Here is a 19,295-nt window from a genome sequence, read left to right on the forward strand (position 1 = left end):
AATTAAACTCCAAGGTTTTTGCCTTGGAGTTTTTTTGTGAAAAAAAGTATTTAAAGTATTATTTATTAATAATATCTAAGATGGAGAAGGATTTTATGAAAACTAAAATATTGAGAATTTTACTTGGATTTTTAATATATATAGTAGTATTTTCAAGTTTTCCTTATATAAGACAAAAAAATGTATCTAATAAATTTAAAAATGATTTTGATATAAGCAGGTTTTATAAAAAAGACGGATCTTGCACTTATGCTCAAATAATTAGAGAAAATGATAAAGCTAGGATTGAGAAAATCAGAGCCATAGATAACGCCCAAGATAAAATTATGCTTTCAAACTATAGATTTTTGATAGATAATACTGGAGAAAAATTTATGGCTAGCCTAGTAGCTGCAGCAAAAAGAGGAGTGGATATAGATATAATTTTAGATGGCAATACTCTTTTTATGAACTTGGGTAAAAATAACTACTATTTAGCCTTAGATAGTTTTCCCAATGTGCATATGAAAATATATAATCCTATGAGTCTTTTAAAACCACGGTCGCTTATGGGTAGGATGCACGATAAATATATGATTGTAGATGATGGAATAGCCTTTGTCGGTGGTAGAAATATAGCTGATAGATTTATGCAAACTACAGGCAAATATACCTATGATTGGGATGTTTTGCTTTATTGTGATAAAAGAAGCAAGAATGATGCTATAGGTCAACTTAAAAAATATTTTTATGACATATATGATAATGGACAAAGAAATAAGGATATAAAAAAGGCAGCAATTTTTGCAAATGATAGAAAAAATAAAGAAATTTTAGACAATCTTAAAACTATTTATGAAAATGATAAGATTAATAATCTTGACAATTATAAAAATAGAGATTATCCAAACACTCTTATTAAAGTTTCTAGAGTAAATTTGATAGCAAATCCAATAAATGTCTATAGCAAAGAGCCGCAAGTCTTTTATCAAATTATAGAACTAATGAAAAATGCTAATAAATCAGTAGACATACATACACCATATTTTATAGGAAATAAACTTATGTATGATTCTCTAAAAGATATATCTAAAAAAGTACCTACAAGACTATTTACCAATTCACCAGCTAGTGGTGTAAACACGGCTGGAAATGGAGAGTATATAGTTCATAAAAATAAAATCAAAAATTTAGGTGTAAATCTTTTGGAAAATGAAAAAGATTTTTCCTATCATGGCAAGGCATTTACAATAGATGATAACTTATCTGCTGTAGGAAGTTTTAACTGGGATATGAGATCGACATATATAGATACAGAACTAATGCTAGTTATAGAAGGAGAGGAATTTTCTAAAAAAGTCAAAGATGAATTTAGTTTCTACGAAAAAGATGCTAACAAAGTTTTAGAAAACGGAGATAAGATTAACTTAGCTGGCAAAAAAATAACAAAGGCAAGTTTTGTAAAGAAATTTATATCAATTATGTTTATAATCTTATTTTATCCCCTCAGATTTCTCTTTTAAGCTAGTTAATATCAGCCTTGTATAATTTTACATGAACTTTACAATTGAATGATATAATCTAGCTATACTAACAGTATATAAAATGCTAGGGGGAAGAATGAACACAGCTGACAATATAAAAAATAAGCTAGACAAACTTTGCAATGAAAATAAAATTCAGACACTATTCTTTAATGAAGAAAGTGAAGTGCTTATTATTTTGAACTTAGAAACTGTAGAATATAGAGGTGTTTATATTAAATACGAGCAAGAGGGAAGTGTTATTGAAATAAACACTGCTACAAATAGCTTAAAAGTAAATGATAATGGAGGAGTTTCTAGGACAAAAATAGATCCACTTATTAGAAAATCATTGGATAAAGTAACTGTAAGCAAATTTAATGTCAATAAGATTGATGAGGATTATTTTTCTGATTTAGAAAATGTTTTTGAGGATGATATAGTTCAAATCCAAGATGAAAAAACAAAGAAAATCTACAAAAAAGTAAAAGAAACCCTAAAAGAAATCCACGATAAAGATTATGATAAATATTTTATAATCGACCAATTAAAAAGATTTGATTTCGTAGATAAAAAAGATCATTTTAACTTAGAAAGATATATAGATTCATCAAAAATTAAGTACAATTCCTTGAAAAATAAAATAACAGTAAGAAATGATTATAATTTCAAAGAAAAATTTTCTTTTACAGATGTGGTCAATGATTTTGATACTGCACTATTTTTAGAAATAGTTAGAGAATATTATCGCAAAAAAGAATTTGACCAAAGAAGAATGAGTCTAGATGATGCTTTTATAGATGGCTATCCAGTATTTACCCATACGGCTGCTCTTGGAGATAAAGATAAAAACTACGATAAGCAAAACAATAACTGATGTTTCTTTTAATTGTTTTTGGGATATAAATTAAATATCACAAGATTAAAAGAAAGAGGTAAATATGACTAATCCAATAGTGACATTTGAAATGGAAAATGGAGATATAATAAAAGCAGAATTATATCCTGAAATAGCACCAAATACAGTAAATAATTTTATTTCACTTATAAATCAAGGTTTTTATGATGGACTAATCTTTCATAGAGTTATAAAAGGATTTATGATCCAAGGGGGAGATCCTGAAGGAACAGGTATGGGTGGACCAGGTTATGGAATCAAAGGCGAATTTACTTCAAATGGTTTCAAAAATGACCTAGCCCATGAAGCTGGAGTTTTATCGATGGCAAGATCAATGATGCCAGACTCAGCAGGCAGCCAATTTTTTATCATGCATAAGGATAGTCCACACCTAGATGGTGACTATGCAGCCTTTGGTAAAGTAATCGAGGGCATGGATGTGGTTGATAGAATCGCTCAAACAAAAACAGATAGATCAGATAGACCAAAAGAAGAACAAAAAATAAAAAAAGTAACGGTAGATACTTTTGGTGAAGAATATCCACAGCCAGAAAAAATGTAAATGATAATTTAATAATAGAAAAAGATGGTAAAGTACAAATTTGTGCTTTACCATCTTTTTTTATTTTAATTCTGCTCCGCAATGTGGACAAGTTTTTTTAAATGCTGACTCTCTTGTAATATGAGATTTGCAATTAGGACAGTTATAATACTTTTTTGAAATTATAAGTGTCGTGATAAATAGTATTAATGTAGCAATTGCAATTAATTTATTAGTTGATTCATATAAAGTTACTTGTAAAATAACAAGAACTAATATCAGTATAGCTATTGTAAAATTTATCCTGCTAGCATTTTTATAAGAAATATTAACCACCTCCTAAATAAATTTATAATCATTTTTCGGATTCATATAAATATTTTCCGCAATAAGGGCAATATCCATTATCTTTTGGAATATCTCTTAAATAAGAATGACAGTGAGGACATCTGCTATATTTCAAATTTATAGCAAAGGATATAACTAGCAATATTATTGCCAAATAAAACCAAATATCCAATTCCTCATGGCCCATAATCATTGGAACTATTAGAAAAAGTGCTGCAATTATTGAAATAATAGTAGTAACTTTTTTAGACGTTTTTAAATCCATATTTCCTCCTATAAATTATCATACTTTTTTAGGAGTTCTTCTAAAACTTCTATTCTTTTTCTAATTGTTTTTCCTTCATCTGTATCTTTTATAAGCATCCTAGGATGTAGAACTTCTATTTCTCTTATATTTGGTCTGTATGAACTTACACCATCTGTAATTGATTTATAATTTTTGTGTTCAGCAAGTGAAACCGCATGGGAATTAAAAACTAAAGTGTATCCAGCTATACCAGTTTTATCTTGGTAAGGTTTTGATATACCGCCATCAATTACATAAAGCTTGCCTTTTGCTCTTATTGGATTGTCTCCTTTTATAGTTTTTACTGGAACGTGTCCATTTACTATACGTCTGCGTTCACCAGTTACCCTAAATTCATCTAATATCATATCTACGATTTCTTCTTTTTCGGATAGGGAGTAATAAGGATTGTAAATTTCTTTTTTTAACTCCTTATTTTCTATAAAAATATTTTCAAAATATGAAAATTGAGATTTTCCGAATAAAGGAGAATATCTACCATAAAATAAGTACCAGAGTATGTCTAAAGATTTTTCATCTCCTTTATAATAAGCGTTTCTTGAAATTTGATCAAACTTATCCATCAAAGCTTTGCCTTTGTATTTTTTGCCACAAATATCTACCTCTGTAAATGTACCATCCTTGTTTAAAGGTAAACATGCATGGAATAACAAAGATCCATTTTCAATTTTATAAAGAGCTCCGTTTTCGTATAAAAACTCTATATGTCGATTAAGTTTTACACCGCGTTTAAAATCTAAAGATAAGGCATCTATTACTGTCTGTTCAGCTTTTGTTAATTTTAATGGATTTTTTGGATCTACAGTTGGGAAATTACTATCTTTTAATGCCTCTCCCTTATAGGTCATATTTTTATAATCAATTAATTTTAAGAAGTTTCTATCTTCCATACTAAAATCAGGATTACGTTCAATAAGCTTTCCATCCAATTTATAACGAATAATAGAGATTGCCTTAAACATTTTTGCGGCTATCTCAGAGCTTATGTTGTCATAGAGATTTTTGTCAAATATCCTTGGCATAAATAATTTACAAGGATCATCTTTGTAGGTTATGATTGCAAATTCATAAAGTGGTCTAAGATTTATACCATAACCATCTTCTAGCATATCAAAATTATTATAGGAAATTGCATTTGCTATGCAGGCAGCAACTAGAGCTTTATTACCAGCGACTGCTCCCATCCACTCAATATCATGATTGCCCCATTGGATATCTACATTTGGAAAGGTTAATAATTCATCCATAATTATCTGTGGAGAAGGACCACGGTCGTATATATCACCTACCACATGAAGTTTATCAACACTTATTCTTTGTATAAGGGTTGTAATTGTCACTATAAATTCTTCTGCAGCATCATATTTTACAATATTTTCAACTAATTTATCATAGTATTGCTTTTTATTAAATTCTGAATCGTTGGTATATAAAAGCTCATCAACTATATCAGTAAATAGATAGCCAAATTTTTTTTTAACATAAGTTTTGGCATATTTGGTAGAAACGAATCTGAATAAACTTATAAGCCTATGGATTGTTATTGTTAAATAATCTTCTGTTAGTTCTCCATTAATTTCCATCTGATGAAGAGCCTCTTTGGGATTGTATATTAATTCTGCAAGCTTATCTTGCTCATCTTTTAAAAGTGTTTCGCCAAAGTGCATGGATATCTTTTCTCTGATATTGCCTGAAGCAGATTTTAAAAGTTGTAAGAAAGCGGGAGCTTCGCCGTGGACATCGGAAAAAAAGTACTCTGTGCCCTTTGGTAAGTATAATTTTGCATTTAAAGATATTAGTTCGCTTCTAATATCAGCTTTGCTTGGGTAATATTCTTTTAGAAGTTTAAAATAGTTTTCGTCCATAACCTACCTCGATTGCTTAATTATTTTCTTCGTTAATATCGTCTATTTTTATTTTTGTAAATTGGCTTTTATCAAAAACTTTGTCTTCTTTTTCTTTTACTATCTTTTCTTTATGTTCATTGCCGTATGTTTCTTCATCCTTTTTTTCGTTTTCATAAGAAACATTATTACTACTTACTTTTTTATTTGAAACAGGACGGGAGGTTTTTGTGCTGCTAGCAATTTCCATTTTAGGATATTCATGGCTTTCAAATACCGTTTTTTGATCATCTTCAACTACTTCGGTCTTTGGATTTTCACTTTCTTTCTTTATCTCGTCTTTGTTTAAGACTTTTGTTTGATCCTTATTTTGTTTTGGTTTTTCTTTACTATTTTTTATGGTTCTGCTTTCGTCGGTTCTTATTTTTTTATCTGAATCGTTTTTTACTTTTCCAGTATTATCTACGAGATTGTTCATATAAAAATCTTTATCTTCAGTAATTTTGTTTTCTGCATTATTATCATCGAATTCAATATAATCGTTTGCCCTTGTGTTTTGACTAGAAATTATTTCTTCTTTAGGATATAAACCACGAGCTTTGGCTATTAATCCTAAAAGAGAATTTAATACTAGTATTGCATTCAAAACAAAAAATACAAATATTAAATTTGTTGTAAGGCTTTTAAAAGTTATATAGATAAATGCAGTTAAGGCTAAAAATAATAGTCCAAATACAAAATTGGATAAGTGGTATTCGCCATAATCCCCAGACTTATAAATATGTCTTGTTATTATTAAATTGATAATAAAAAGTACGGCAAAAATCAAAATTAATATTGGTTTTACAATATTTTCTGAAATCCCTTGAAAGCCTAGTAAATCTAAAAATGACATTAATAGCTTACTATCAACTAAAATAGTAAATCCTATGCCTAGTAAAAATAAAATAGTCACAAGAGACCTAAAAATCCCTGTTACTACACTAAAAAATTTAACTGTATCTTTCATATCTCCTCCATTGGTCACATTATATCATAAAAAGCTTACGTTTTGGACGTTTTTAATATACAGAATAGATAAAAATTAGTTAGCAAATATTTGTAAAATTCGTATAGTAAATAGTAAAGTGAGGTTATTTATGGATTTTTATAAAGTATTAGAAAAACGTGTTTCAACTAGAAAATATACTGACGAAAAAGTTAGTGATGAAAATATTAAAAAATTGTTAGATGCAGCTTACAAAGCTCCTATTGGCTTGGGGGCTTATGATAAATCAAGACTAACTGTTATAAAGGATAAGACTTTAATAGAAGAAATTAGCAGAGAATACCAAGAAAAGATGGATAAAAAATCTGATCCTTTATTTAATGCACCTTTGCTAATTATTTTTTCATCAGATAACAAAGAAAATGATTTAAGATTTCAAGATGCAGGTTGTGTTTTAGAAAATATTTCTCTTGCTGCAACAAGTTTAGGCTTAGGATCTTGCTATATAAGAGGAGTTTTTCATAATTTAGGTGATAGTGGCAAATACATTGAAAAACTAAATTTAGACCAAGGCTTTTGTCCAGTTAGTGGTATAGTAATAGGCCACAGCGAAGATGAACTTTCAGGAAAAGAGCATACTATAAAGACTAATTTCATATAATATTGAAATTTTACTTGACAATACCTTGATAATCATAGTATAATTAAGCATTGCTAGAAATCTGTACACAAGAGATTTTTATTTGCTATTAAGGCTAAGATATTTGCGTATTTTTAGCCTTTTGTGTTTTTAAAAGATAAGGAGTTTTTAATTAATGGCCCAATATCACAATGAGATGTTTGGAAGAACTGAGAGAGTGAGCTTTTCCAAATTCCCTCAAGTCTTAGATCTACCTAATTTACTAAAAGTTCAAAAAGATTCATATGAGTGGTTTCTCAATGAAGGTCTTGGTGAAATATTAGAAGATATTTCCCCAATTGAAGATTACAACGGAAACTTAATTCTAGAATTTGTAGGATATGAATTTGATGATGAAACAAAATATACTATTCAAGAAACAAAATATAAGGATACAACTTATTCACGTGACCTTAAAGTTAAGGCGAGACTTATAAATAAAGAAACTGAAGAAGTAAAAGAACAAGAAGTTTTCATGGGAGATTTCCCTATGATGACAGATTCTGCTACTTTTGTTATTAATGGTGCAGAAAGAGTAATTGTAAGCCAACTTGTTCGTTCACCTGGAGTTTACTATGCAGAAGAAACTGATAAGTCTGGGGATAAGCTGTACTCTTCAACTGTAATCCCAAATAGAGGAGCTTGGATTGAGTTTGATACAGATGCAAGTCATACTGTAAATGTACGTCTTGATAGAACTCGTAAATTACCAGCAACTACTCTAGTACGTGCGCTTTTATTTGAAAATGATGATGAAATTATAAATGCACTTGGAGATACAAAACATCTTAGAACTACTTTAGAAAAAGAAAATTCTGAAACTAGTGAAGAGGCTTTAATTGAGATATATAGAAAATTAAAACCAGGAGATCCTGCAAGTTTGGAATCTTCTCAAAATCTTATAAATAATTTATTATTTGATGATAGAAGATATGATTTGGCAAAAGTAGGAAGATATAAATACAACTTAAAACTTGCCCTATGGCCAAGAATAGAGGGCAGAGTTGCAGCCATTGATGTAATTGATAGCGAAACTGGAGAACTTTTCATAAAAGAAGGCGAAACTATTGATAGGACAACTGCCATTGCTATTGAAAATGCAGGTATAAATACAGTTGATATTAAAAAAATCGATAATGATGGTGAAGACCAAGTCTTAAGAATAGTTGGTAACCACTTTGTAGATATCACTTCTTTTGAAGAACTAGAAGATGTTGACTACGATGTTGATGAATTCTCAGAAAAAGTTTATTATCCAGTAATGAGAGAAATCTTAGATCAATATGATAATGCTGAAGATATTTTAAATGCAATGAATGCTAGAAAAAAAGAACTAGCACCCAAAAATATTACAAAAGCAGACTTACTTGCAATTGTAAACTACCAATTCAACTTATTTGAAGGCATTGGTGAAGTTGACGATATTGATCACTTAGGAAACCGCCGTGTAAGAGGTGTTGGTGAATTATTACAAAATCAATTTAGAGTTGGTCTCGCAAGAATGGAAAGAGTCGTTCGTGAAAGAATGACAACCCAAGATCCAGACTTAGCAACTCCACAAGGTTTAATTAATATAAAACCAGTTACTGCAGTTATAAAAGAATTCTTTGGTAGTTCCCAACTTTCACAATTTATGGATCAAACAAATCCAATGAGTGAGCTTACCCACAAAAGAAGATTATCTGCTCTAGGACCAGGTGGTTTGTCAAGAGATCGTGCTGGTGTAGAAGTACGTGACGTTCACGATTCCCACTATGGTAGAATCTGCCCAATAGAAACACCAGAAGGACCAAATATCGGTCTTATAACTTCTCTTACAACTTATGCGAGAATTAATAAATATGGATTTATCGAAACTCCATACAGAGTTGTAAAAGAAGGCGGAGTTGTTACAGACGAAATTGATTATCTAACAGCAGATACAGAGGATAATTATATCATTGCCCAAGCCAACGAACCTTTAGATGAAGAAGATAGATTCATAAATGAGAGAGTATCAGGACGTGGTTTAAACGGTGAAAATGATATTTATCCAAGAGAAAAAATTCAATACATGGATGTTTCTCCTCAACAAATCGTATCAGTAGGAGCATCTTTAATTCCATTCTTAGAAAATGACGATAGTACTCGTGCTCTAATGGGTGCAAACATGCAACGTCAGGCTGTACCTTTATTAAAGGCAGAAGCACCAATAATTGCTACAGGTATAGAACATAGAGCTGCAAAAGACTCTGGAGTTTGTGTAGTTTCTAAAAATGCCGGAGAAGTAGTTTATGTTGGTGATAACCATATTAAGGTAAAAAGAGATTCTGATGGCGAAATTGACTCTTATGAATTATTAAAATTTGTAAGGGCAAACCAAGGTACTACTATTAACCAACGACCTCTAGTAAAACTTGGCGATAAAGTGCAGGCAAATGAAATTTTAGCAGATGGTCCATCTACTCAAAATGGTGAACTTGCCCTTGGTAAAAATATCCTAATTGCCTTTACAACATGGGAAGGATATAACTTCGAAGATGCTATGCTTCTTAATGAGCAATTAGTAATTGACGATGTGTTAACATCAGTTCACATAGAAGAACACGAATGTGAAGCTCGTGAAACAAAATTAGGTGCAGAAGAAATTACAAAAGATATCCCAAATGTCGGCGAAGATATGAAAAAAGACCTTGATGAAAATGGGGTTATTAGAATCGGAGCTGAGGTAAAATCAGGAGACATCCTAGTTGGTAAAGTATCTCCAAAAGGAGAAACAGAACTATCACCAGAAGAAAGATTACTAAGAGCAATTTTTGGAGAAAAAGCTCGTGAAGTTCGTGATACATCACTAAAAGTACCACACGGTGAAGAAGGTATTGTAGTAGATGTAAAAGAATATAACAAAAAAGATGGAGACGAATTATCTCCAGGTGTAAATAAAGTTATAAGAGTTTATGTAGCAACCAAAAGAAAAATCATGGTCGGGGATAAAATGTGTGGTCGTCACGGTAACAAGGGTGTTGTTTCTCGTATATTACCACGTGAAGATATGCCATTTTTACCAGATGGTACACCAGTACAAATCTGCCTAAACCCACTAGGTATCCCAAGCCGTATGAACCTTGGACAAGTACTAGAGGTACACATGGGACTTGCTGCAAGAACTATGGGATGGAAAGTTGCAACACCAGTATTTGATGGGGCAACAGATATAGAAATTGAAGATGCACTAGAAGAAGCATCACAAACTGCACCATACATTAATAAAACAGGAAAAATTGAACTACGTGATGGTAGAACAGGCGAAAGCTTTGAAAACCCAGTAACAGTTGGAGTTATGTATATGCTAAAACTTCACCACATGGTAGAAGAAAAAATTCACGCTAGATCAATAGGTCCATATTCACTAGTAACCCAACAACCACTAGGCGGTAAGGCACAATTTGGTGGACAAAGATTTGGGGAAATGGAAGTTTGGGCATTAGAAGCTTATGGAGCAAGCCACACCTTACAAGAAATCTTAACTGTAAAATCAGATGATGTTACAGGACGTGTAAAAACATATGAAGCCATTGTAAAAGGTGAAAATATTCCAGAACCAGGTACACCAGAATCATTTAAAGTACTAGTAAAAGAATTGCAATCCCTTGCCTTAGATGTTGAGCTTTTAGACAATGAAGGAAGTGTCATTGAGTTAAAAGAAAATGTCGAAGAACAAGATAGATTTAGTCAAGTAGATAAAATAGATGCATCAAAAATTAAATCCCAAACCAGATCTTTAACACAAAACCCAAGTGAAGAAGTTTCAAACACAAATACAAAACAAACTGCTGTAAAAGATGAAGAAAATGTTGAAAGCAGTGATGATATCCTAAAAGATAGTGATCTTGAAACAAAATATGAAGAATCTAATAGCGAAGGATTTAGTATCGAAGAATTAGAATAGGGAGATTTATGAGCGAATTAACACAATTTGACGGGATGAGGATGAAAATCGCATCCCCTGAAAAAATCAGATCCTGGTCTCATGGGGAAGTAAAAAAGCCTGAGACAATAAATTATAGAACCCTTAAGCCGGAAAAAGATGGTCTATTTTGTGAAAAAATCTTTGGACCAACCAAAGACTACGAATGTTCTTGTGGAAAGTACAAGAGAATTAGATATAAAGGCGTAGTTTGCGAAAAATGTGGTGTAGAAGTTACAAAAGCAAAAGTACGTCGTGAAAGAATGGGTCACATAGAACTTGCAGCTCCTGTAAGTCATATTTGGTATTTTAAAGGAATTCCATCAAAAATGGGATTACTTTTAGATATGAGTCCTAGAATACTTGAAAAAATTCTTTATTTTGCATCATACGTAGTAATCAATCCTGGCGAATCAGGCTTTGCTTTTAAAGAAGAAATATCAGAAACTCAATACCAAGAAGCCATCGAACTACACCCAGATGACTTAGAATTTCATGCAGCAATGGGTGCTGAAGCTGTAAAGGAACTTCTTGCTAGCATTGACCTAGAAAAAGAATATAGCTTGCTTTTAAAGGAATTGGAAGAATCTACAGGCCAAAAAAAAGTTAGAATTTCAAGACGTCTAGAAGTTGTCGATGCCTTTATGACAAGTGGTAACCGTCCAGAATGGATGATTTTAGATGTACTTCCAGTTATGCCACCAGAACTAAGACCAATGGTACAACTTGAAGGTGGTAGATTTGCTACATCTGATTTAAATGATCTATATAGACGTGTTATAAATAGAAATAACAGATTAAAAAGACTTTTAGACATTGGAGCACCAGAAATTATTGTTCGTAACGAAAAAAGAATGCTTCAAGAAGCTGTTGATGCTCTAATAGATAATGGTCGCCGTGGCCGTGCAGTAACTGGTGCCTCAAATAGAAATATGAAATCACTATCTGACTTATTAAAAGGTAAATCAGGTAGATTTAGACAAAACTTACTTGGTAAACGTGTAGACTACTCAGGTCGTTCAGTAATTGTAGTTGGTCCAGACCTTAAATTTAACCAATGTGGTTTGCCACAAGAAATGGCATTAGAATTATTTAAGCCATTTATAATGAATAAAGTAGTAGACCGTGGTATGGCTCATAATTTAAAATCTGCTAAAAAAATGGTAGAAAAAAAAGATCCTAGAGTTTATGATGTCCTTGAGGAAGTTATAAAAGACCATCCAGTTTTGCTAAATCGTGCTCCGACACTGCACAGACTTGGTATCCAATCTTTTGAACCAGTTCTAGTAGAGGGGAAAGCTATTAAACTTCATCCACTTGCATGTAACGCATTTAATGCTGATTTTGATGGGGATCAAATGGCTATCCACTTACCATTATCAAATGAAGCACAAATTGAAGCTCGTCTTTTAATGATGTCTACAAATAATATCTTAGGTTTAAAAGACGGTAAACCTATCACAACTCCTTCTCAAGATATGGTACTAGGTGCCTATTATCTAACTACTATTAAAGAGGGTGCCAAAGGTGAAGGAATGGTATTTGAATCTACTAATGAGATGAAAAAAGCTCTTTTAACTGGAGATGTAGAATATCAAACAAGAGTAAGCGTTAGAGTTAAGAAAGATAATGAAGATCCAGGAAAAATTGTTGAATCATCAGTAGGTAGATTTATCTACAATGAAGGTATTCCACAAGATTTAGGATATGTAAATAGAAAAGAAGATCCATATTCACTAGAAATTAATCAAGTAGCAGATTCTGGAGTATTAAAAGACATTGTAGATAGATGTTTTAGAAAGCATGGTAATATTAAAACTGCAGAAGTGCTTGACTATATAAAACAAACAGGATATAAATATTCAACACTTTCAGGTTTGACTGTATCTATGGCAGACGTTAATATTCCAAAAGCTAAATGGGATATTATAGCAGATGCAGATGCGGAAGTAGATAATTACGAAAAATTATACAGACGTGGTCTTATAACAGATGACGAAAGGTATGAAAAAGTTATCGATATTTGGAGAGAAACTACAGATAAAGTAACAGAAGCTCTACTAACTGACCTACGCAGTGATAATAATATCAAAATATTTGCTGATTCTGGTGCCCGTGGTTCTACAAACCAAATCAGACAGCTAGGTGGTATGCGTGGACTTATGAGTCAGGCAGATGGTAAAACAATCGAAATCCCAGTAAAAGCAAATTTCCGTGAAGGACTTTCAGTACAAGAATACTTTATTTCTTCTCACGGTTCTCGTAAGGGACTTACAGATACAGCTCTAAGAACTGCCGATTCAGGTTATCTAACACGTAGAATGGTAGATATTTCTCAAGATGTAATTGTAACAGAAGATGACTGCCATACACATGGATATGTAGAAGCTTATGAATTTAAAGATGGTAACGAATTAGTAGAAAATCTTTATACACGTATAGTTGGACGTACATCATTTGAAGATGTAAAAGATGAAAACGGTGAAATATTAGCTAAAAAAGACCAATTAATCGATGAAGATACAGCAGAAAAAATTGTAGCTGCTGGAGTAAAAAAAGTTAAACTTCGTTCAGTATTAGAATGTAGATCAAAACAAGGCGTTTGTGCAAAATGCTACGGACGTAATCTTGCTACTGGTAAACCAGTAAATATAGGTGAAGCAGTAGGAATTATTGCCGCTCAATCAATAGGTGAACCGGGTACACAGCTTACAATGAGGACCTTCCACTCAGGTGGTATAGCAGGTGTAGGAATCACATCAGGTCTTCCTAGGGTTGAAGAGTTATTTGAAGCACGTAAACCAAAAGGTCTTGCTTATATAGCAGAAAATAGTGGTACAGTAAGTCTTATTCAAAACGAAAAGAAAACAGATGTAGAAATTGAATCAGAAGATGGACACGTACACAAATACAATATTCCATTTGGTTCTAGATTATTAGTTAAAGATGGAGATGTTGTAGAAAAAGGTGCTCAACTAACAGAAGGTTCCCTAGATCCACACGATGTATTAAATGTACTAGGTAAGGTAGGGGTACAAAACTACATTACAAAAGAAGTACAGAAAGTATATAGGATCCAAGGTGTAGAAATAGACGATAGGCACATAGAAGTTATAGCCCGTCAAATGCTTAAAAAAGTAAAAATTGATGAATCAGGTGATACAGAATTCTTACCAGGAAGCCTACAAGAAAGACGTGAAGTTGACTTCATAAATGAAAAATTGATTGAAGAAGGCAAAGAACCTGCAGAATATACACAAGAACTTCTTGGTATAACAAAAGCATCACTTGCTACAGATTCTTGGCTATCTGCAGCAAGCTTCCAAGAAACAACAAGAGTTCTTACAGATGCATCTATAAAAGGAAAAGTAGATGACCTAATGGGTCTAAAAGAAAATATCATCATAGGTAAACTTATACCAGCAGGTACAGGTATGAAACGCTACAATGATGTAGAAATAGACTATGAAACAAAAGATCTTGAAGATGCACAAATTGCTTTAAATATGGAATCTTTAGAAGAATCTGAGAATGAAGAACAAATGCAAAATTAAATAATTTATAATTAACACCTTATGATTTTTGTAAAATTGTAGGGTGTTTTTTATTTGGCAAAAAAAGCATAAAAAAATATAAAAAAATTTTACAAATTATATAATTTAGCAGTATACTATATTAAAGTATTATATATTTTACTTATTATAAAAAGGAGTCATTATGGAAAAGAAACCTGAAAAAAATGAACTAAGAGAATTTACGCCTTTGGCGATTATCTTAGGAGTCATTATTGCTATTGTTTTTGGTGCAGCCAATGCTTACTTGGGTCTTAGAGTAGGCCTTACCATATCAGCATCTATACCAGCTGCTGTTATTTCAATGGGTATAGTAAGAAAAATTCTCAAAAGAGATTCTATTCTTGAAAACAATCTTGTTCAAACTATAGGTTCGGCAGGTGAATCACTTGCTGCAGGTGCAATTTTTACCTTGCCAGCAGCATTTTTATGGGAAACAGAGTGGGGTGATAGTCACTATATCTCTTACTTAAATATCCTATTGTTGACTTTAATTGGGGGTATATTGGGAGTTATTTTTATGATTCCTTTAAGACGTGCCCTTATAGTTAAAGAAGATGGCGTTTTACCATATCCTGAAGGCAAAGCTTGTGCAGAAGTTTTAAAGGCAGGCGAAGAAGGCGGACAAGATTCAAGTGTTGTGTTTAAGGGCCTTGGATTAGCAGCTTTATATAAATTTTTGGCAAATGGACTAAAAATATTTCCAGAAGAAGTAAGTTATGAAATATCAGCTAAAAATTTTGCTGGAACTGCTGTAGGTTTTGATGCTCTACCTGCTTTAATGGGAGTAGGATATATAGTAGGACCAAATATTTCTGCAATAATGTTATCAGGTGGTATACTTGCTTGGTTTGTACTTATGCCATTACTTCATGCTTTTGGTAGTACTGAACTGACTAATCTAGCACCATCTGATTTGTGGTCAAACTACATAAGATATATAGGAGCTGGTGCGGTAGCCACAGGTGGAATTATTTCTTTAGTTAAATCCCTGCCTATGATTGTTAAATCTTTTAAGGATTCAATTAGTGATTTAAAAAGCAGAGATGATAATAGTAACAGTGATAGATTAGATACTGATATTTCTTTTAAGGCATCAATTATATTAATAATAATATCTGTGATTTTAATATTTTTAATGCCATCAACACCAGTTAATATTGTTGGTGCAATTATTATAGTTATATTTGGATTCTTCTTTGCTACTGTATCATCAAGAATGGTTGGCATAATCGGTTCATCCAATAACCCGGTATCTGGAATGTCTATAGCTACTCTATTAATTGCTACTTTAATACTTAAAGCTACAGGATTAGTTGGACACGATGGAATGATAGCAGCGATTTCTATAGGAACAATCATATGTGTAATAGCAGCTATAGCAGGAGATTGTTCACAAGATTTAAAAACAGGTTATATAGTAGGTGCAAGTCCTAAATATCAACAAATCGGTGAAATAATAGGTGTTTTAGCTTCTGCTTTGGCTATAGGTGGAATACTTTGGATATTAAATACATCAATAGGATTTGGTACTAAGGATTTACCAGCTCCTCAAGCTGTATTAATGAAAATGATAGTAGAAGGAGTAATGAATGGAAACCTTCCTTGGGATTTAGTATTTATAGGTGCTGCTATTGCGATAATGATTGAATTGCTAGGTATAAGCGTACTACCTTTTGCTATAGGTCTTTACCTACCACTTAATACTTCTCTAGGAATAATGTTTGGTGGTGTCGTTAGACTAATAGTTGATAAATTAAAAATAGATAAAAAAAGCAAAAAAGATGCAGAAACAAAAGGAACATTATATTCAGCAGGCCTTATAGCAGGTGAAGGAATAATGGGCATTATACTTGCAATATTTGCTATTATACCATCACATGGTAAAACTTTGGCAGATGCTATAAATATATCTGACAAATTTAGCCTACCTCAAGAAGTTTCTATAGTATTATTTTTGGGATTAGCTGTACTTATTTATTCTAAGGCAAAATCAGTAATAAAGAAAGAAAAAGTAAATGCATGATTTAGATAGGATTCCTCATAAGAATGTAGACTATGAATATGATCAAGATAATAAAAATTATATAATACTAATGCCCCATAAGGGGCTTAACCACAAGATAGCCCAAAAGTTTTTTAATAGACCAGAAATTACAAGGGTTAAGGTTAAAGGAATGGGTAACAAAGTTTGGGAGTCTATAAATGGAGAGAATACTATAAAAGATATTGGACAAATATTAAAGAGTGAATATAAAGATGAAGCTGAGCCTTTGTATGAACGACTTTGCTTATATCTTAATGGTTTAGAAAAAAATGATTTTATAAAATACTAAACAAATAATATATTTTAAACTCAAAAAACAAAAACCACTGCCTAATGAAAAATTATGGCAGTGGTTTTTTTATTTTTTAGTAAAAATTACATAAATAATTTCTAGGCTAAAAAGGCATTAGCTTTTTTTAGTCCTTCAATGATTTCGAGATTTTGTAGACATATTTCTTCACATTTACCACACTCTATGCATTCTATTGGACTTACTCCATTTTTTAGATAATCTTTATATTGCTTTCTGCTTTTTTTACTCTCATCATATAGGTAAGCATTATTCCAAAGAGAGAAGACTTTAGGTATGTTAATTTCTACTGTGCAAGGTAAGCAGTACTCATAAGCAGTGCATCCTATTTGTTCTTTTAATTTATATATAAAAAGAGCCTTTTCATAAAAGTCTATATCATCTTTTGATAAAGAATTATAATCAACAGAGCTTGCCATATGAATGTTTTCTCTTATTTGATTCATATCATTCATACCGCTTAAAACAGTCATAACATTATCTAGACTTAGAGGAAATTTTAAGGCCTCTTGAGCTGGACTTAAGTCTGTAAAATCTTTTAATAAATCTGATATTTTTTCAGGAGGATTAGCTAAACGAGATCCCTTTATTGGCTCCATTATAGCAACCGATATGCCCATATCTTTTGCAAGTTTATATCCTTTTAATCCAGCTTGGTAATTAATATCTAGATAATTTAGCTTGATTTGACAAAAGTCCCAACCATAAGATTTTATAATTTTTTCAAAGGAAGAATATTCATCATGGAAAGAAAAACCAACATTTTTGACTAATCCTTTTTCCTTGATTTCATCTAAGAATTCAAATACACCTAAATCAACCATTTCATTAAACCTTTTAATATCTAAAGAATGCAGCAGGTAGAAATCAAGATGGTCAGTTCTAAGATTTTCGAGATGTTCATTTAATAACTTATAGAAATCTTTCTTTTCTTTTACTAGCCAGCAAGGAAGCTTTGTTGTCAAATAAATTTTATCTCTTAGATTATTTGCTTCTAGAATTATTTTTGAAGAAGTTTCTTTATCGATTTTGCTGTTGTCATTATCTATAGTATTAAATCTCATGCAAGCAAAACCTAATCTAGAAATATTTTCTCCGTTTAAATTATAGTATTTCATATACTATCCTTTATAAATACAGTGCCATTTATATTGATTTTGTAATAAGTTCTATAACTTTTAATTGTAGAATTAAAAATGTAAGTAAAAATCAACCCTAATTGATTACTAGGGTTGATATAAAATTAGTCAAATATTTCTTTTAGTGATTTATAAGTATTTATTCTATTATCTACTCCAAAAATAGGAGTGAAACATAGGATTTCATCTATATAAAACTCCTCTATTTCTTTTTCTAGAATATCGGCAACTTCTTGTTTACTGCCTTTGATTAGGAAATTATTATCATAACCTTTTTTTAGTATTGCTTGCTCATTTAGGCTAAAGTTGTAATCTTTAAGTTCTTCAGGATCAGTTACGCCATTGAATTCTCCATTATTTTGTTGAATATGGAAATATTCAAAAGATTTTCCTAAATATTCTAGTTCATCTTTATCATCGCTTATAAGAATTTTATAAGATATAGATATGTACGGCTTATCCGCATAGATAGATGGCTTAAAGTCAGATCTATATTGTTTAAAGACTTCAGCAGGAGTTTCTACTAAGAAAAATTTAGCAAAAGAATAAGGCAATCCCCATTCAGCTGCCTTAGGAGCAGATTTACCTGTAGAGCCTAGCATCCATGGATTAACCAATGATTCGTTATTTGTTGGTACCGCTTTTACAAACCTATATATAGGATCTTTTGGCTTTTTATCTTGCAAATAATCAAGGATAGTTTCTATTTCATCATATAATTCAGGTGTTTTTTCATCAAATTTGTGGTTTAAAGCTCTTGTTTCAGATACTCCACATCCTGGAGCACGACCTATACCTAAGTCGACTCTGCCTGGTGCAAGTTCTGCCATAGTTTTAAATAATTCTGCTACCTTAAGTGGTGAATAATGCATTATCATGCAACCACCAGCACCTAAATGTATATTTTTTGTTATTGGTAGAAAATAAGAAGAAATGATTTCTGGTGCCACAGCTAGTAAATTTTCGTAGTTATGGTGCTCAGCAAACCAATATCTATCATAACCCATTTCATCTAAGGTTAAAACTATTTTTTTAGTGTCTTCAAAGAATTCCTGGTTAGATTTGCCGTTTTCTCTTAACATTAAATCATGAACTCCAAGTTTCATGCTTACCTCCAAAGTTATTTTTTATATAGTATTAGAACAATTATAACATAAATATACTCATCTTAGTA

At 31.6% G+C, this 19,295-nt stretch carries 13 protein-coding genes; 8 read left to right on the forward strand and 5 right to left on the reverse strand.

The features are described 5' to 3' along the window. Window positions 1–95: 95 nt before the first annotated feature. From DY249_RS01050 to DY249_RS01060, 3 genes are all read left to right on the forward strand, one after another. On the forward strand, window positions 96–1,502 hold the full coding sequence (locus DY249_RS01050; protein ID WP_172540040.1) for a phospholipase D-like domain-containing protein: 1,407 nt from the start codon (window positions 96–98) through the stop codon (window positions 1,500–1,502). A 97-nt stretch (window positions 1,503–1,599) separates the two neighbouring features. Continuing rightward, window positions 1,600–2,379: a hypothetical protein gene (locus DY249_RS01055; protein ID WP_115594879.1), complete on the forward strand. Its 780-nt coding sequence runs from the start codon at window positions 1,600–1,602 to the stop codon at window positions 2,377–2,379. A 64-nt stretch (window positions 2,380–2,443) separates the two neighbouring features. Then, a complete protein-coding gene (locus tag DY249_RS01060; RefSeq protein ID WP_115594880.1) occupies window positions 2,444–2,962 on the forward strand; it encodes a peptidylprolyl isomerase in 519 nt (172 codons plus the stop codon). A gap of 334 nt (window positions 2,963–3,296) precedes the next feature. Here the strand turns inward: DY249_RS01060 and DY249_RS01065 are convergent, their stop codons facing one another. The 3 genes from DY249_RS01065 to DY249_RS01075 are packed head-to-tail and all read right to left on the reverse strand — an operon-like array spanning window position 3,297 to window position 6,449. Continuing rightward, a complete protein-coding gene (locus DY249_RS01065; protein ID WP_101540213.1) occupies window positions 3,297–3,554 on the reverse strand; it encodes a zinc ribbon domain-containing protein in 258 nt (85 codons plus the stop codon). Between the two features lie 8 nt (window positions 3,555–3,562). Next, on the reverse strand, window positions 3,563–5,461 hold the full coding sequence (locus DY249_RS01070) for a fructose-1,6-bisphosphatase (protein ID WP_115594881.1): 1,899 nt from the start codon (window positions 5,459–5,461) through the stop codon (window positions 3,563–3,565). Between the two features lie 16 nt (window positions 5,462–5,477). After that, the gene (locus tag DY249_RS01075; RefSeq protein WP_115594882.1) at window positions 5,478–6,449 is read right to left on the reverse strand and encodes a YrzE family protein; all 972 of its coding nucleotides are present in this window, start codon (window positions 6,447–6,449) and stop codon (window positions 5,478–5,480) included. Window positions 6,450–6,579: 130 nt separating this feature from the next. Here DY249_RS01075 and DY249_RS01080 point away from each other — a divergent pair, with 130 nt between their 5' ends. From DY249_RS01080 to DY249_RS01100, 5 genes are all read left to right on the forward strand, one after another. After that, on the forward strand, window positions 6,580–7,089 hold the full coding sequence (locus DY249_RS01080) for a nitroreductase family protein (protein WP_115594883.1): 510 nt from the start codon (window positions 6,580–6,582) through the stop codon (window positions 7,087–7,089). A 154-nt stretch (window positions 7,090–7,243) separates the two neighbouring features. Further along, entirely contained in the window at window positions 7,244–11,035 is a 3,792-nt protein-coding gene (gene rpoB, locus DY249_RS01085) for a DNA-directed RNA polymerase subunit beta (protein ID WP_115594884.1), read from the forward strand. An 8-nt stretch (window positions 11,036–11,043) separates the two neighbouring features. Beyond that, the gene (rpoC, locus tag DY249_RS01090) at window positions 11,044–14,607 is read left to right on the forward strand and encodes a DNA-directed RNA polymerase subunit beta' (RefSeq protein WP_115594885.1); all 3,564 of its coding nucleotides are present in this window, start codon (window positions 11,044–11,046) and stop codon (window positions 14,605–14,607) included. 163 nt (window positions 14,608–14,770) lie between these two features. Beyond that, window positions 14,771–16,651: an OPT family oligopeptide transporter gene (locus DY249_RS01095; RefSeq protein ID WP_115594886.1), complete on the forward strand. Its 1,881-nt coding sequence runs from the start codon at window positions 14,771–14,773 to the stop codon at window positions 16,649–16,651. Beyond that, window positions 16,644–16,961 carry a PqqD family protein gene (locus DY249_RS01100; RefSeq protein ID WP_115594887.1) on the forward strand — a complete coding sequence of 106 codons (318 nt, stop codon included), beginning with the start codon at window positions 16,644–16,646 and terminating at the stop codon, window positions 16,959–16,961. The genes DY249_RS01095 and DY249_RS01100 overlap by 8 nt, the downstream gene beginning before the upstream one ends. 101 nt (window positions 16,962–17,062) lie before the next feature. Here DY249_RS01100 and DY249_RS01105 read toward each other — a convergent pair whose 3' ends face one another. Both DY249_RS01105 and DY249_RS01110 read right to left on the reverse strand, forming a co-directional pair. Further along, window positions 17,063–18,100, reverse strand: coding sequence for an aldo/keto reductase (locus DY249_RS01105; protein ID WP_115594888.1), 1,038 nt, complete (start codon window positions 18,098–18,100; stop codon window positions 17,063–17,065). A 125-nt stretch (window positions 18,101–18,225) separates the two neighbouring features. Next, window positions 18,226–19,227 carry an MsnO8 family LLM class oxidoreductase gene (locus DY249_RS01110; protein ID WP_115594889.1) on the reverse strand — a complete coding sequence of 334 codons (1,002 nt, stop codon included), beginning with the start codon at window positions 19,225–19,227 and terminating at the stop codon, window positions 18,226–18,228. Between the last annotated feature and the right edge of the window lie 68 nt (window positions 19,228–19,295).

Source organism: Anaerococcus octavius, from assembly GCF_900445265.1.
Lineage (GTDB): Bacteria > Bacillota > Clostridia > Tissierellales > Peptoniphilaceae > Anaerococcus > Anaerococcus octavius.

Excerpts from the sequence above, each read along its gene's own strand:
- DY249_RS01100 (WP_115594887.1), top strand. The coding sequence starts at position 16,644 with ATGCATGATTTAGATAGGATTCCTCATAAGAATGTAGACTATGAATAT.
- DY249_RS01105 (WP_115594888.1), bottom strand. The coding sequence starts at position 18,100 with ATGAAATACTATAATTTAAACGGAGAAAATATTTCTAGATTAGGTTTT.
- DY249_RS01050 (WP_172540040.1), top strand. The coding sequence starts at position 96 with ATGAAAACTAAAATATTGAGAATTTTACTTGGATTTTTAATATATATA.
- DY249_RS01095 (WP_115594886.1), top strand. The coding sequence starts at position 14,771 with ATGGAAAAGAAACCTGAAAAAAATGAACTAAGAGAATTTACGCCTTTG.
- DY249_RS01075 (WP_115594882.1), bottom strand. The coding sequence starts at position 6,449 with ATGAAAGATACAGTTAAATTTTTTAGTGTAGTAACAGGGATTTTTAGG.
- DY249_RS01070 (WP_115594881.1), bottom strand. The coding sequence starts at position 5,461 with ATGGACGAAAACTATTTTAAACTTCTAAAAGAATATTACCCAAGCAAA.
- DY249_RS01055 (WP_115594879.1), top strand. The coding sequence starts at position 1,600 with ATGAACACAGCTGACAATATAAAAAATAAGCTAGACAAACTTTGCAAT.
- rpoB (WP_115594884.1), top strand. The coding sequence starts at position 7,244 with ATGGCCCAATATCACAATGAGATGTTTGGAAGAACTGAGAGAGTGAGC.
- rpoC (WP_115594885.1), top strand. The coding sequence starts at position 11,044 with ATGAGCGAATTAACACAATTTGACGGGATGAGGATGAAAATCGCATCC.
- DY249_RS01080 (WP_115594883.1), top strand. The coding sequence starts at position 6,580 with ATGGATTTTTATAAAGTATTAGAAAAACGTGTTTCAACTAGAAAATAT.
- DY249_RS01065 (WP_101540213.1), bottom strand. The coding sequence starts at position 3,554 with ATGGATTTAAAAACGTCTAAAAAAGTTACTACTATTATTTCAATAATT.
- DY249_RS01110 (WP_115594889.1), bottom strand. The coding sequence starts at position 19,227 with ATGAAACTTGGAGTTCATGATTTAATGTTAAGAGAAAACGGCAAATCT.
- DY249_RS01060 (WP_115594880.1), top strand. The coding sequence starts at position 2,444 with ATGACTAATCCAATAGTGACATTTGAAATGGAAAATGGAGATATAATA.